The organism is Yeosuana sp. (genome assembly GCF_057126245.1).
In genome coordinates, this window is record NZ_DBNGMQ010000076.1 from 45,734 (window position 1) to 60,565 (window position 14,832).

The following is a 14,832-nucleotide window of genomic DNA, read 5'->3' on the forward strand; positions in this document are numbered from 1 at the left end:
ACACAACAAAAATGAGTAACCAAAAAACCATTAAATCTGCACTAATCTCGGTATTTAGCAAAGATGGATTAGAACCCATTGTAAAGAAACTAAATGAGCAAGGCGTGACTATTTATTCAACCGGAGGAACACAAAAATTTATTAACGACTTAGGTATTGACGTTATTCCTGTTGAGGACATAACCTCATATCCATCAATTCTTGGTGGCCGCGTAAAAACGTTACATCCAAAAGTATTTGGTGGTATTTTAAATCGTCAAAATAACGATACCGATGTTGCAGAATTAGCAGAATTTAATATCCCTCAGATTGATGTTGTGATTGTAGATTTATACCCTTTTGAAAAAACAGTTGCTTCTGAAGCTAGTGAGCAAGATATTATTGAAAAAATAGATATAGGCGGTATTTCTTTAATTCGCGCCGCTGCAAAAAATTATGCCGACGTTGTTTGTGTAGCTTCTGTTGATGATTACGCAGAATTTTTAGAACTTATCTCTGAAAATAACGGTAGTATTTCTGAAGAAAACAGAAAACGTTTTGCAGGAAAGGCTTTTAATGTGTCTTCACATTATGATACTGCTATTTTTAACTACTTTAACAAAAACCATGATGAGGCTGCTTTAAAAATTAGCGAAACAGAAGGAAAGGTATTGCGCTATGGTGAGAACCCGCACCAAAGAGGATTTTTCTTTGGAAATTTCGATGAAATTTTCACAAAACTTCACGGTAAGGAGCTAAGTTACAACAACCTGTTAGATGTTGATGCTGCTGTAAATTTAATATTAGAATTTAAAAACGAGGCGCCTACATTTGCTATTTTAAAGCATAACAACGCTTGTGGTTTAGCACAAAGAGACACCTTACACCAAGCATATGTAGATGCGCTAGCCGGGGATCCAGTCTCTGCTTTTGGCGGTGTTCTAATAAGTAATAAAGAAATTGATAAAGCAACAGCCGAAGAAATTCACGGATTATTTTGTGAAGTTGTTATCGCACCTTCTTATGCTGCTGATGCCTTAGAGATTCTAAAAGGCAAAAAGAATCGAATTCTTTTAACACTTCATGATATCGAAATGCCAAAGATGAATGTTAGAAGTTGTTTAAACGGTATCTTATTACAAGACAGAAATTCGATTACAGACAGCATTGAAGGATTAACGTATATCACTAATAATTCCCCATCTCAAACAGAATTAAACGATTTAATATTTGCATCAAAAATTTGTAAGCATACCAAATCTAATACTATTGTGTTAACTAAAAATAATCAACTCCTTGCTGCGGGAACAGGACAAACAAGTCGCGTTGACGCGTTAGAGCAGGCGATACATAAAGCGCAAACATTTAAGTTTGATTTAAACGGTGCCGTTATGGCAAGTGATGCTTTTTTCCCGTTTCCAGATTGTGTTGAGATTGCTAAAAACGCAGGTATAACGGCCGTTATTCAACCAGGCGGATCGATAAAAGACCAATTAAGCATCGATTATTGTAACGATAATAACGTCTCAATGGTAATGACTGGGACACGCCATTTTAAACATTAATTAAAAAAATATCTAAAATATTATTTATTTTATATACCTTAACTTTTAGTACATTTACACGATTAGTTTACAAACCTTTAAACATCATATAGCACATGGGCTTTTTTGACTTCCTAACCGAAGAAATAGCAATAGATTTAGGTACTGCAAATACGCTGATTATCCACAATGATAAAGTTGTGGTTGATGCTCCATCTATTGTTGCAAGAGACAGAATAACTGGTAAAATCACCCATGTTGGTCAAGAAGCTAGTTTAATGCAAGGTAAAACTCATGAAAATATTAAAACTATTAGGCCATTAAAAGATGGTGTAATTGCAGATTTTGATGCTTCTGAACAAATGATAAGTATGTTTATTAAAAACATTCCTGCATTAAAGAAGAAGTTTTTTACCCCTGCATTAAGAATGGTTATTTGTATCCCCTCAGGTATTACAGAAGTTGAAATGCGTGCCGTAAAAGAAAGTGCAGAACGTGTTAATGGCAAAGAAGTCTATTTAATTCATGAACCTATGGCAGCAGCTATTGGTATTGGTGTTGATATTATGCAGCCAAAAGGAAATATGATTGTTGACATAGGTGGTGGAACTACTGAAATTGCGGTTATTGCTTTAGGTGGTATTGTTTGTGATAAATCGGTAAAAATTGCGGGTGATGTCTTTACAAATGACATTGTTTATTACATGAGAACGCAACACAACTTATACGTTGGTGAGCGCACAGCCGAAAAAATAAAAATTCAAATTGGTGCAGCCACAGAAGATTTAGAATTACCTCCAGAAGACATGAGTGTTCAAGGTCGTGATTTATTAACAGGAAAACCTAAACAGGTTCAGATTTCATTTAGAGAAATTGCAAAAGCCTTAGATAAATCTATTTTACGTATTGAAGATGCCGTTATGGAAACTTTATCTCAAACACCTCCAGAACTAGCAGCTGATATTTACAACACAGGAATATATTTAGCTGGTGGTGGCTCTATGCTTCGTGGATTAGACAAACGTTTGTCTCAAAAAACCGATTTACCTGTTTATATTGCTGAAGACCCATTACGAGCGGTAGTAAGAGGAACAGGTATTACTCTTAAAAACTTAATTAAATACAAAAGTGTATTGATCAAATAGAGATATCCCTTTAGTATGCAACAAATTATAAATTTTATAATACGGAACAAAACGTTTTTGTTGTTCTTGTTGCTTTTTTCAATATCGCTAACATTTACTATTCAAACGCATTCTTACCATAAGAGTAAGTTTATTAATTCTGCTAATTTTCTAACCGGTGGCGTTTACAACTCGGTAAGTAATATTAACAGATATTTTAGTCTAAAATCACAAAACGAGCTTTTAACAGAAGAAAACAACAAATTAAAATCAATTTTATACAATACATATGGTTTAAAAGATTCCACCTTTTTAGATAGCCTTTCTTTTAAACAAACATATAAGTTTGTATCTGCAAGTATTTCGAAGAATAGTTATAGCTCGTCAAAAAACGTTTTACTCATCAATAAAGGAACTTCAGACAGCATAAAGCAAGATTTTGGAGTTATTTCGTCGAAAGGTATTATAGGTATTATTGACAATACTAGTAAACATTATGCCACAGTATTATCTATACTAAACACAACAACTAAAATAAGTGCACAACTTAAAAAAACGAATCATTTCGGAACGTTAACCTGGAATGGAAAATCGCCTTATTATTCACAATTAGTTGATATTCCAAAAATAGCTCCTGTTAAAATTGGAGATACTATTGTAACATCCGGACGGTCTTCTATTTTTCCTAAAGGAATTCCTATTGGCGTTATTAATAATTTTGAACTTGATGTTGCTGAAAATTATTATGAAATTAACCTCAAGTTATTTAATGATATGACCAACGTTTACCATGTTTATGTTATTGAAAATACAGACCTTCAAGAAATAAATAACATCTTAAAAAACCAATAATAATGAACAGCGTATTATATACAAATATCACACGCTTCATATTGCTTGTTATTTTACAGGTGTTGGTTTTAAACCATATCAACTTTTTGGGATACATCAATCCTTATGTTTATATTTTATTTATTTTATTATTTCCTATAAAAAATAACAGATTGATGTTTCTTTTATTAAGCTTTTTATTGGGTTTAACCATCGATATTTTTTCTGATTCTGGGGGCATTCATGCAGCGGCTTGTGTAAGTATTGCCTATATAAGACCCGTTATTTTAAAGTTTTGTTTTGGAACTATATACGAATACCAAACGATTAAATTTGATACGGTCGATTTTGCAGCGATGCTAATTTATATTGCTATAATATCCGTAATTCATCATTTTATTATTTTTTCATTAGAAATCTTTAACATATCTTATATAATTTTAACAATTCAAAAAACGTTATTCTCAACAATATTTACTATTATTCTATGTGTTTTAATAACCATTATTTTTAGTAGAAAAACTAAATGAGAAAATTTTTACTTTTTTTGTTAATTATCACCGTTGGATTTATATTCATCTTTAGGCTTTTTTATCTTCAAATTTACAAATCAGGTGATCTAGATTTATTTGAAGATAATGCTATAAGAAAAGTATATGATTATCCTAAACGCGGATTTGTTTATGATAGAAATCAAAATCTTTTGGTAGCAAACCAACCATCTTACGATGTGATGTTTATTCCAAGAGAAGTAAAACCTTTAGATACCTTAGAATTCTGTTCACTATTAAAAATTAGCAAAGAACAATTTAAAGAAATTTATGATAAGGCCAATCGCTATTCCCCATGGCTTCCTTCTGTTTTTATACCTCATCTTTCAAAAGAAGACTACGCTGTTCTACAAGAAAAAATGAGAAAATTTGAAGGGTTTTATATTCAAAAAAGATCTTTAAGACTCTATGAAACAAGTATTGGCGCTAACGTTTTAGGAGATATTGGCGAGGTTAATAATGCTATTATTAGAAGAAGGCCTTATTACAAAATGGGAGATTTAATTGGTAAACAGGGCGTTGAAGCTTCCTACGAAGATATATTACGCGGTGTTAAAGGGGTGAAATTTATTCAAAAAGACCGTTTTAATAGAGATATTGGCCCTTACAAAGAAGGTGTTTATGACACCTTGCCTGAACCAGGAAAAGACATCACCATAACGATAGACTCCAAATTACAGGAGTATGGCGAATTACTCATGAAAAACAAACGTGGTGGCGTTATAGCTATAGAGCCTTCGTCTGGAGAAATATTAGCTATGATAGCGGCGCCCACTTACGATCCAAATATATTGGTAGGAAGAAATCGATCTAAAAACTTTACAAAACTATATAATGATTCCATAGCAAAGCCTCTTTTTAACAGAAGCTTACAAGGTGTATATGAGCCTGGTTCTCCTTTTAAATTAATGAATGCCTTAATTGCATTGCAAGAAAATGTTATCACACCAGACGAATCAGTGACTTGTTACACTGGCTACAGGTACGGAAATCGCATAATGAAATGCCATTGTAACTATGGTACGAGAAACAATATGATTACTGGAATTCAAAGATCTTGTAATACTTATTTTGCAACACTATACAGAAAAATTTTAGATAAAACCGGTAATGCTTCAGAGGGTATAGATGCCTGGAGTAATCACGCTAAAAGCTTTGGTTTAGGTAACTTTTTAAACAACGATTTATACGTTGGTCAAAAAGGAAGAATACCAGATAGAGACTATTACAAAGCTATTTATCCAAAAACGTTTTATTCAACCTATACGATTTCTAATGCGATTGGACAAGGAGAAGTTGCCACCACTCCAATACAATTAGCTAACATGATTGCCGCGATTGCTAATAGAGGTTATTATTATACCCCACATATTCTCAAATCAATCGAAGACGAAGAAATTCCTGATCAATTCAAAGAACCAAAATATACTACGATTGATAAAGATAACTTTAATCCGGTGATCGAAGGCATGTTTCAGGTTTATAAACAGGGAACTGCTGCGTCTTTACAGATAAAAGATATTGATATTTGTGGCAAAACAGGGACTGTTGAAAATTTTGTGGTTATTGACAGTGTAAAAACGCAATTAACAGACCATTCTATATTTGTGGCATTTGCTCCAAAGGATAATCCAAAAATAGCCATAGCTGTTTTTGTTGAAAACGGATATTGGGGAAGTAGATTTGCAGGAAAAGTAGCCAGCTTACTTATAGAAAAACATATTAAAGGAAAAATTACCAGAAAAGACTTAGAAGAATATCTTTTAAGGCATAGTTTAGAAAATGAATATGCCAAGCCTTATTCAGGAATACCATTTAGAATAAACGGCGAAACAACCTTGCAATTGGTAGAGGGCTCAGAATATAATAAACTTAAAAAACACTTAGAACAATTACAGAGCCAATGGTAAGGGAAACTAACAGACATTTTAAATTCGACTGGATTACTATTATTATATTTTTTTTATTAGTTGGTTTTGGGTGGCTAAATATTTTATCGGCATCACACACCGGAGAAACTATAGATTATCTTAATTTTTCTGAACCTTATGGTAAACAACTCATATTTATCTTTTTAACTTTTGGGTTAATCGTTGTTATCTTATCTATAGACGCAAAGTTTTACGAACGCTTCTCAAGTGTTATTTACCTCATTTCTATGCTCTCTTTAGTTGGCCTTTTTGTGTTTGGAAAAAATGTAAATGGGGCAACATCATGGTACGCTATTGGTGGCATGACCATACAACCTAGTGAATTTGCTAAAATGGCGACAGCACTGGCCGTCGCGAAGCATCTAAGTGATTTAAATACAGATATTAAAAAGTTTAAAGATCAACTACAAAGCTTTTTTCTTATAGGCATACCCGCAATTTTAGTGTTACTACAAAATGATGCCGGAAGTACCATTGTTTATGGCGCATTCTTTTTTGTATTATACAGAGAAGGATTACCTAAAATATATTTAAGTATTGGAATAACCCTTATACTCGTTTCCATCTTCTCTTTAAAATTTGGTTCTATTATTACATCTGTTATTGCGGGAGTTGTCATTTTTGGAAATCATTTTTTTACTAAGAAAAAACCACCCATACTTAAACCATTATTTATTGTAATAAGCTGTATTATTTTATCTATGGGTGTTAAATTCTTTTATCAAAGCGTATTACAACCACATCAACAAGACCGTATAAGCCTTTGGTTGAGACTGGAAAAAGACCCAGTGAAGCTTGAACAAATGAAAAAAACATTTGCCTATAACCTTAATGAATCTGAAAAAGCCATTAGCTCGGGTGGTTTAACCGGAAAAGGATTTTTAGAAGGCACAAGAACCACAGGTAAGTTCGTTCCAGAACAACATACCGATTATATTTTTAGTACCGTTGGCGAAGAATGGGGCTTTACCGGAAGCATTATGGTAGTAATTCTTTTTGTATTATTATTAATTCGTATTCTTCATTTAGCCGAGTTACAAAAGTCACAATTTAGTCGTATTTATGGCTATGGGGTTGGCAGTATAATATTTATGCACTTTATGATAAATATAGGGATGGTTATGGGCTTAATACCAACCATTGGTATTCCGTTGCCCTTATTTAGCTATGGTGGCTCCGGACTTTGGGGGTTTACTATTTTGCTTTTTATTTTTATTAAATTAGATTCTAATAGAATTAATGAATGGTAATCCTGGTAAAAAGTTTTTGTTTAAAAATTTAGATGACCTTAAAAATGAATTTTCATTTATGTATCATCATAAATTAGTTAGAGGTCTATCTGGTGTTATAGATATCCTAACAGCCCTACAAGTAAAGGCAGAAGTCAATAAAACCATTGAGATGATTAATGCGGAATTGAAATCAAGATTGTAAAAATAACGAAAGCACAACAACTTGTATAATCAATTGCTAATTCTGTATGTACTCGGAAAATCCTAGCCGATTTTCGTCTTGCTAGTTTGCTTTTTTAACTTAGTTCTAGCCAACGCAACTAACCATGCACAAACATGTTGTGCGCAAGCTGAAGATTAAATTTGAATAAAAGCTATAGAATAAAAACTCGATAGTCCAGAAGGAAGTGCAATACCAAATATTCTAATAAATTCACCACACCCACCAAGGGGCAGAAGATTGCTCCATGTATAACCAAAAATCAAAAAAACAATGTGCCAAAATCGCAGGCCATAAAGATCCTGTGATATGACGGGAATAACCCAAAACTAATCCCGCCAAAAATGTATATCCAAATAATTCTAAAGAGCTGTTGTTAAGGTGCTGTAAGGAAAAAACAAACAACAGGGCTTTGTAGCCTGCATGAGAAACTGACGCCAATACGATGGCTCCTATTTGGTTCCATTGCTGCGCTCCTCCCTGTACAAATCCCCTGAAGACCACTTCCTCAACAAAACCTATAAGGACGGCAACTATTACAAATCCACCGATTTTTGATGGTATCACCGGTAAGCCATCTTCTATTCGTGAATAAATGGCAAGTGCCAAGGATAAAATGAATGCAACCAAAATCCAGTTAAGGGACTTCTCAAAACGCCACAAATAGGGCGAAAAAACGGATTCTGGGTTATTTCTATGAATAGAACTCATCCAAAAACCTGCCATTATCAAAGCAACTAAGGCTACTGCTTTTATAGGAAAATCAAAATTGATAAACAAAGAAAAAAACCATAAAGCACCAGTAAGAGCAAGCGATTTAAATGGAATTCTTTTAGATTTTTCAATCATTGACCCTGCTTGTTTTGGGCTTTAAAAAATAAAACCAGATACCTGTCAAGGGAATGATAAGCAACAACCAACCTGAACCCAAGCAAGCTCCCGAATTTGGAGTAATGATAGTGTTTGGCAATTCCTTCTGTAATTTGACTACATTCAGAGAATCCTTTAAAAAATCATCAGAAAGAGAAAGGTAACGAAGCTGATCCAAATGATGAAGCGTTGTATCCAACCCCACTTCACCGATAACAGTAAGATATTTTAAGCTTTTAAAGTTTTTGAAATTACGGTAATCCAATAAGCTATCCTTATTTTCAAATTCAAGATATTCCAATTCAGGAAATGAATCCTGAAACACTTTGAGATTTTGCCCCATAAAGGGATCATCATTCGGATTAAGAGAAAGCCATTTAAGTTTGTTTTTTTTGAAGATATCTGAAGAAATCCCCTCCTTATAGAGTCCCAAATGTAAAGACTTCAGGTGGGGATGATTTTTATAAATATCATTTAAATTTATGCTATCTGATTGAATATAAAGATTCTGTAGTTTTTTCAACTTATTTAAAGACGTCCAGTCAATATTTCCTCCTTCATAATCAATAATTGTTAAACTCTCTAAATCAGGGTTTTCTTTAAAAAAATCGGAACTAATCGAAGTACTGTCTTCTTCATTAATAAGAATTATCTCTTTTAAATGAGGAAGGTGAGGAAAATAGCCATCTCCTTTTAATGGAAGGGAAATAAAGAGGGTTTCTAAAGACGGAAATTTTGCAAGACTGGAAAAGGAAATTGAATCTGTTTCATTCTCAATTAATAAAGCCCTCGGGTTAAAGTTTTGGGAAACCCAAAGCAAATCCCTATTTAAATGGGCTACTGAGTCCATTTCAGAAAAATAAACTATGTCGACATCAGGATTTAGAAGCGCTATTTTTTTCAAATATGGCCTCATGGAATCCCAAATAGGCTCGTCAAATTGGATGGTTTTTAAATGGGAAATTTCTTCTTCTGAAAGTTGATTAAAAAAGGATAGTGGCGGACTATTCTTAGCGATGGAAATCCCGGTTAAATTCCCATTGATAAACAATAATGAATCTAACTGGTGAACACTCAACGTGTCTGCCAAATCCCTACTGACAGAGATAACAAACTTGTCGATGGCAAGCAAGTCTCCCTTACGCGTCAAAAGGCTACCGTATCCAAGGCTGTCCAATGCAGAAAAACCAGTGCTAAAATCTAAAAAACGTGCAACGCTTGATCCTTGAAAAGTAATCAACCGGATATCTTCTTCCTCATTGCCTTTACATTGCCACAGCAAGAGTATGATAATGAAAAAAATAAACGAACTGATGTTTTTCCTACTTAACATAAAGTATTTTCAGGAATTTTTTCCTTAAGTCTTCTTAAAGATACAAAATAAAGCGTTTACTTAATTTAATGAATAAATAATTTGCATCCTATATTACATCCTTGTGCTTGTTGGAAACATGAAAGACCCTATTAACAGAACTAGCTGCATGTGGATCGTCTTATAGAGATAAGTTGATTTGACATGTTGTTTTTAAAGTTAAGGTTACTATTGCCTAACCAAATCTTTTGAATAGGTAAAATTAGTAGTAGAAGTTGAGATCAAAATCGACTCTTACCCTGTTTATTTCCAAAATAATTTGTAAATAAAATTTTTCCTCATTAATTCCTAAGCATTTAGATACATTTCTTAAAGAAAAGAAAGCCTACGTACAACACTATGTATAGTTCATGCTTCTGAATTTCCTATCGGAAATTCCTCGCATTTTTACTATCTTCGGTTTACGGCGGAAAATCCTCGCGGATTTTTACGCAACGAAACCATACAAGAACACGTTGTGCCTCATTAAAAACCAATCAATATGAAAAGAACACTTAAAGTTTTTATAGTAATGCTTATTTGTCTCCAATCCTACGGCCAAAATCCTAGAGCAAGAGATTTAGGAATTCCTTTTGTAGGTATAACTGGTGAGTTTAATGCTATTACAGATGTAAAAGGTGTTGAAGTTGGCTATAGTACAATTATTGAAGGAAATGGAAAGAACATTATAGGAGAAGGTCCGATTAGAACAGGAGTCACAGCAATATTTCCAAGAGGAAAGGCGAAAAAATTCAGTCCTGTATATGCCAATTGGTACAGCCTAAACGGAAATGGAGAAATGACTGGTACAACATGGGTTACGGAGTCTGGTTTTCTAGAAACTCCCATTATGATTACCAATACAAATAGTGTTGGTGCTGTAAGACAGGCTGTATTAAAATATTATGTAAATACAGATTGGTATAATGGGGAAGAATGGTGGTACACATACCCAGTTGTTGCAGAAACTTATGATGGATTTTTAAATGACATTTATGGCTTTCACGTCAAGGAAAAACATGTTCTTGAAGCAATAGAAAATTCATCAAGCGGAGCTATTGCTGAAGGCAATGTTGGTGGCGGAACAGGAATGATGTGTTTAGGTTTTAAAGGCGGAACTGGAACTTCTTCAAGAGTTATACATATTAATGATTCTACTTACACCGTTGGGGTTCTTGTCCAGTCTAATTTTGGTGCAAAAAAGAATCTAACAATTGCTGGCGTACCTATTGGCATGGAGCTCTTGAATGTAAAAGGTGAAATCTTAAAAGGTGCTCCACTATCTAACAGAAAAGAAGGTGATGGTTCCATTATTGTAATAGTAGCCACAGACGCTCCTTTATTACCACATCAATTAAAGCGCATAGCGCAACGAATCCCTTTGGGAATAGGAAATGTTGGTGGGCGAGGAACCAATGGTTCTGGCGATATTTTTATTGCCTTTTCTACGGCAAATGAAAATGCGTTTAATCGTAAAGAAAATTCATCTATAGTTAGTCTTGCTAATGATATGATTAACCCATTATTTGAAGCCACAGTTCAAGGAGTTGAAGAAGCAATAATCAATGCTATGGTTGCTGCCGAAACAATGGAAGGCATTAATGGGAATACCAGCTATCGTTTACCCCATGATGCTACTATTGAAGTTCTTAAAAAATACAATCGATTTCAACCTAAAGTAATTATGGATACTACCTTACTTGAAAAATACCTTGGTAAGTATGAACTTGGACCGGAATTCTATTTAACCATTTTTAAGGAAGGTAAAAAAATATTTGCTCAGGTTACTAATCAAAATAAAGTAGAATTAACACCTATTAATCAGAATACATTTGATGCATTTGATTTTGGTATCCGGATTGTTTTTAATTTAGATGAGAATCAAAATATTTCAGAACTTACAATTTTAGCAAATGGTGATAGAAAAGTTAAAAAAATCGAATAAAGAGACATAACAAAGGGTATAAGTAATTGCTTGTTCTCGCAGATTTTCAGTTTGGTATATACTTGTAAAGTTAAGTACTAAACCACGCAACTAAACATACACGTAAGTGTAATAAGGCATTAACTTGAAGACCGTTATAGTGCATACAGAAAAACCTATTTCCCACACTTATATTTCTTTATCTTAGCTTTTAATTATTTTGCCATTATAGTTGAACCAACTAATTTTAAAGGATGAATCTAAGTTTAATTTCTTTTCTTTCTTTTCTTATCACCTTCCAGCTTCTATTTGTTGGCCTCTTTCTAATCACACATAAAAAAGGGATCCAACGCAATAACATTCTGCTTAGTACTTTATTTCTGTTGATTGCTTGGAATATGGGAAACCTCACACTACAAATAAATGGTGTCGTTCTCAAATGGGAATTCCTTCAACATATCGATGACGGTTTTTTTCTTCTCTATGGTCCCATAATTTACGTATATGGTCAGGGCGTTATTTTTAAAGATTTTAAATTGTCAAGTAGGAACCTATTACATCTGATTCCTTACCTGATGCTAACTATTTTATTCCTATTTTCAGGAAACGTTGTACCGGGCACAATGGAAGAAATCATTAAGAACGATTTCCCCTGGCAGTTCTACCTGATAAGTGCGTTAATGTATGTCCATATCTTTTTTTATCTCGCACTCACGTACAAATCCCTTTCAAAGTATCGTAAAATCATTAAAAACAAATATTCTCAAATCGATCAAATCAATCTCGATTGGCTTAGTTTCTCTCTTAACACCTTTGGCCTACTCACTTTTGTATCGCTGATTCAAAATTTTATAGCCTTGTCTGAAAACAGATCATTGTTTATGGTCACCTTAGTTCTTCTGCTCATTTTTGTCTTTTACTTCGTGAACAAGGTCATACTGAAAGCACTCCGACAACCGGAAATTTTTGCAGGCATTGCTCAAAATGAAACTATCAAATACCAGGGATCGAATTTAACACCTGAACAAATTGAAGCATACAAAAAGCAAATATTAATTTTGCTCACGACTGAAAAACCTTACCTTAACCCAAAAATGAGTCTTGCCGATTTGTCTAAAAAACTATCCGTATCTACTAAGCTTCTATCCCAGGTAATCAATCAATCGTTTAACAAAAGCTTTTTCGATTTCATTAATTCCTATAGAATTCAGGAAGTTCAGCAAATCATGAAAGAATCAAAAGATGATAAAATGACCGTTCTTGAGGTAATGTATCGGGTAGGATTCAATTCTAAATCTTCTTTTAATACCGCCTTTAAAAAAGAAACAGGGCAAACCCCCACCGAATTCCGAAAAAATATTTCATAAATGCGTTCGACATCCTGAAATCGGTCGACTGTTGTTAAAAATGTTGAGACATTTGCTGTATCATTTAAAAACTTAAATTAAAAGAAGATGGAAAAGAATAATGTTCAAACAAAAATTGGGAACCTATTAAATACTAATGTAATCGTTAAGATTAGTGAGATTATTTTGTTATTTATTATACCCTTTGCCTTGATTAAAATATTGAAGCCATTTACTGGAGATAATATTGTGTATAATCAAATAGTGATATGGTTTGCCAACATTCTAATGTTAATTTATGTTTGGGTTGGAGTAAAATTACGAGGTCAAAAATTGGCTTATTTCGGAATATCATTTGGTAAAATTACTTTGAAAGAATACTTTAATACTTTTTTGATTTCAATCGGTGTATTTATTGGTGCAGTCGCAGCTTTTATTCTTGGATCTATCATAATGGCTAATATATCAGGTATTCCTGAAAGTTCAGATTTGAGTAATTATGAGTATTTTCAGAATAATATTGGCATGTTAATTATGACACTAATAGGCACATATATTGTAGCATCATTTGGTGAAGAGATCATTTATAGGGGATTCATCATTAACAGACTTATGGAATTAGGCTTAGATTCAAAATTAGGAAGAAGCCTTGTTATTACCATTAGTGCAATAATATTTGGATTAGCTCATTACCAATGGGGGCCAATGGGAATTGTACAAACTGGGTTCATGGGGGCTGTACTAGGATTTTTCTATTTAAAACTTAAAAAAAGAATATGGATATTGGTTTTAGCACATGGGTATATGGACACAATGCTGATGATTCAAATATATTTATCAAGTAATTGAATTAATAAATCTAAGTATTAAATAAAAATCCAAAGGATTGTAATGAGGATAAAAAAAATTGTTAAATTAAATGCCATTAAGAAAACCCGAATTAGTTGACTGATTTTTAAGCTAGTAAAATGGGAAACCAATATTTTAATCATTTTAAAAACTATGGACATAAAAAAAAATGAACTCAAGAATAACTAAAATGGCATTACTAATATTGGTGTTAATGGTCAATTCGTGTAAAAATGAAACAAGCACAAAAATTGAATCGGAACCATCGGTAATAGATTTAGTTAAAGTTAGAGGCCAATTACAGGAACTGGACGACCAATTCTCGGAAAGTTTTAATAACGCAGATTCATTAGCAATAGCCGAACATTACGCAATAGACGGATCCTTTGGTTCAATTAAAGGAAAAGACAATTTAGTTTCCGCTTGGGGAAAATCAATCCGATATTCAAATAAAAATGGTACACCAAATCTTAAATTCAAAATCAGTTCTGTTTCTAGTCACGGTGAATTTTTGGTTGAAATAGGTAGTTATGAATCTTCAGATATAAATAATATTATTAAAAGTACGGGTAAATATCTTGTGGTTCGAAAACTTGAAGATGGCAAATGGAAAATATATCGTGATATTGGGCTTTAAAAAACGAATACACAACACCTTGTAAAAATAATTGCTACTTTAGTGCTTAACCTTAATCCTATCCTTTTGTTCTTTCGGTTCTGTCGCACCTGATATAGTTTATTTGTAATGAATTATATATTTGCTTAAAAAAAGATGTTCAAAGGTCATTGTTTTCCAAAGTCGATTATTATCCAAGCAGTGTATTATAAATTCAGATTCGGATTAAGTTATAGAGATATAGAAGAACTGATGGCTATTAGAGGTGTTAAAGTGGACCATGCCACTATACAACGCTGGGTTTTTAAGTTTACGCCACTTTTAGAAAAGGAGTTTAATAAAAGAAAGAAAGCTGTTGGCAAACGCTTGCGAATGGATGAAACTTATATCAAAGTTAAAGGGCAATGGCGCTATTTATATAGAGCAGTTGATAAACAAGGCAATACAGTTGATTTCTTGTTAAC

Annotated in this window: 14 protein-coding genes; 12 read left to right on the forward strand and 2 right to left on the reverse strand. The window is 33.2% G+C overall.

All coding sequences use genetic code 11. The annotated features are described in order from the left end of the window. The first annotated feature begins 11 nt into the window (after window positions 1-11). From purH to AC15TD_RS09695, 7 genes are all read left to right on the forward strand, one after another. Window positions 12-1,544, forward strand: coding sequence for a bifunctional phosphoribosylaminoimidazolecarboxamide formyltransferase/IMP cyclohydrolase (gene purH / locus AC15TD_RS09665; RefSeq protein ID WP_484451938.1), 1,533 nt, complete (start codon window positions 12-14; stop codon window positions 1,542-1,544). 95 nt (window positions 1,545-1,639) lie between these two features. Beyond that, a complete protein-coding gene (locus tag AC15TD_RS09670; protein ID WP_484451939.1) occupies window positions 1,640-2,668 on the forward strand; it encodes a rod shape-determining protein in 1,029 nt (342 codons plus the stop codon). Between the two features lie 15 nt (window positions 2,669-2,683). Then, on the forward strand, window positions 2,684-3,499 hold the full coding sequence (gene mreC, locus AC15TD_RS09675; RefSeq protein WP_484451940.1) for a rod shape-determining protein MreC: 816 nt from the start codon (window positions 2,684-2,686) through the stop codon (window positions 3,497-3,499). Window positions 3,500-3,501: 2 nt separating this feature from the next. Beyond that, window positions 3,502-4,008 (forward strand): rod shape-determining protein MreD, encoded by a 507-nt coding sequence (locus AC15TD_RS09680; RefSeq protein ID WP_484451941.1) that lies wholly within the window; start codon window positions 3,502-3,504, stop codon window positions 4,006-4,008. Continuing rightward, a complete protein-coding gene (gene mrdA / locus AC15TD_RS09685; protein ID WP_484451942.1) occupies window positions 4,005-5,939 on the forward strand; it encodes a penicillin-binding protein 2 in 1,935 nt (644 codons plus the stop codon). The genes AC15TD_RS09680 and mrdA overlap by 4 nt, the downstream gene beginning before the upstream one ends. Next, complete coding sequence (gene rodA / locus AC15TD_RS09690; RefSeq protein WP_484451943.1) at window positions 5,933-7,210, forward strand: rod shape-determining protein RodA; 1,278 nt, start codon at window positions 5,933-5,935, stop codon at window positions 7,208-7,210. Before mrdA ends, rodA begins: the two co-directional genes overlap by 7 nt. Next, on the forward strand, window positions 7,200-7,394 hold the full coding sequence (locus AC15TD_RS09695) for a hypothetical protein (protein WP_484451944.1): 195 nt from the start codon (window positions 7,200-7,202) through the stop codon (window positions 7,392-7,394). Before rodA ends, AC15TD_RS09695 begins: the two co-directional genes overlap by 11 nt. A gap of 231 nt (window positions 7,395-7,625) precedes the next feature. Here the strand turns inward: AC15TD_RS09695 and AC15TD_RS09700 are convergent, their stop codons facing one another. Together AC15TD_RS09700 and AC15TD_RS09705 are read right to left on the reverse strand one after the other, a co-directional pair. Then, the gene (locus AC15TD_RS09700; protein ID WP_484451945.1) at window positions 7,626-8,261 is read right to left on the reverse strand and encodes a lysostaphin resistance A-like protein; all 636 of its coding nucleotides are present in this window, start codon (window positions 8,259-8,261) and stop codon (window positions 7,626-7,628) included. Next, on the reverse strand, window positions 8,254-9,615 hold the full coding sequence (locus AC15TD_RS09705; RefSeq protein ID WP_484451946.1) for a hypothetical protein: 1,362 nt from the start codon (window positions 9,613-9,615) through the stop codon (window positions 8,254-8,256). Before AC15TD_RS09705 ends, AC15TD_RS09700 begins: the two co-directional genes overlap by 8 nt. 520 nt (window positions 9,616-10,135) lie before the next feature. Here AC15TD_RS09705 and AC15TD_RS09710 point away from each other — a divergent pair. From AC15TD_RS09710 to AC15TD_RS09730, 5 genes are all read left to right on the forward strand, one after another. After that, window positions 10,136-11,578 carry a P1 family peptidase gene (locus AC15TD_RS09710; protein ID WP_484451947.1) on the forward strand — a complete coding sequence of 481 codons (1,443 nt, stop codon included), beginning with the start codon at window positions 10,136-10,138 and terminating at the stop codon, window positions 11,576-11,578. Between the two features lie 377 nt (window positions 11,579-11,955). Continuing rightward, window positions 11,956-12,924, forward strand: a complete 969-nt coding sequence (locus AC15TD_RS09715; protein ID WP_484451948.1) for a helix-turn-helix domain-containing protein — start codon at window positions 11,956-11,958, stop codon at window positions 12,922-12,924. A 201-nt stretch (window positions 12,925-13,125) separates the two neighbouring features. Then, window positions 13,126-13,752: a CPBP family intramembrane glutamic endopeptidase gene (locus AC15TD_RS09720; RefSeq protein WP_484451949.1), complete on the forward strand. Its 627-nt coding sequence runs from the start codon at window positions 13,126-13,128 to the stop codon at window positions 13,750-13,752. Window positions 13,753-13,921: 169 nt separating this feature from the next. Next, a complete protein-coding gene (locus AC15TD_RS09725; RefSeq protein ID WP_484451950.1) occupies window positions 13,922-14,389 on the forward strand; it encodes a YybH family protein in 468 nt (155 codons plus the stop codon). 135 nt (window positions 14,390-14,524) lie between these two features. Next, window positions 14,525-14,832 (forward strand): IS6 family transposase (locus AC15TD_RS09730; RefSeq protein ID WP_484451951.1); only part of this gene is annotated, 308 nt, incomplete at its 3' end.

Bases quoted from the DNA above. Each gene is read 5' to 3' on its own strand.
- purH (WP_484451938.1), top strand. From the start codon at position 12: ATGAGTAACCAAAAAACCATTAAATCTGCACTAATCTCGGTATTTAGC.
- AC15TD_RS09670 (WP_484451939.1), top strand. From the start codon at position 1,640: ATGGGCTTTTTTGACTTCCTAACCGAAGAAATAGCAATAGATTTAGGT.
- mreC (WP_484451940.1), top strand. From the start codon at position 2,684: ATGCAACAAATTATAAATTTTATAATACGGAACAAAACGTTTTTGTTG.
- AC15TD_RS09680 (WP_484451941.1), top strand. From the start codon at position 3,502: ATGAACAGCGTATTATATACAAATATCACACGCTTCATATTGCTTGTT.
- mrdA (WP_484451942.1), top strand. From the start codon at position 4,005: ATGAGAAAATTTTTACTTTTTTTGTTAATTATCACCGTTGGATTTATA.
- rodA (WP_484451943.1), top strand. From the start codon at position 5,933: ATGGTAAGGGAAACTAACAGACATTTTAAATTCGACTGGATTACTATT.
- AC15TD_RS09695 (WP_484451944.1), top strand. From the start codon at position 7,200: ATGAATGGTAATCCTGGTAAAAAGTTTTTGTTTAAAAATTTAGATGAC.
- AC15TD_RS09700 (WP_484451945.1), bottom strand. From the start codon at position 8,261: ATGATTGAAAAATCTAAAAGAATTCCATTTAAATCGCTTGCTCTTACT.
- AC15TD_RS09705 (WP_484451946.1), bottom strand. From the start codon at position 9,615: ATGTTAAGTAGGAAAAACATCAGTTCGTTTATTTTTTTCATTATCATA.
- AC15TD_RS09710 (WP_484451947.1), top strand. From the start codon at position 10,136: ATGAAAAGAACACTTAAAGTTTTTATAGTAATGCTTATTTGTCTCCAA.
- AC15TD_RS09715 (WP_484451948.1), top strand. From the start codon at position 11,956: ATGGGAAACCTCACACTACAAATAAATGGTGTCGTTCTCAAATGGGAA.
- AC15TD_RS09725 (WP_484451950.1), top strand. From the start codon at position 13,922: ATGAACTCAAGAATAACTAAAATGGCATTACTAATATTGGTGTTAATG.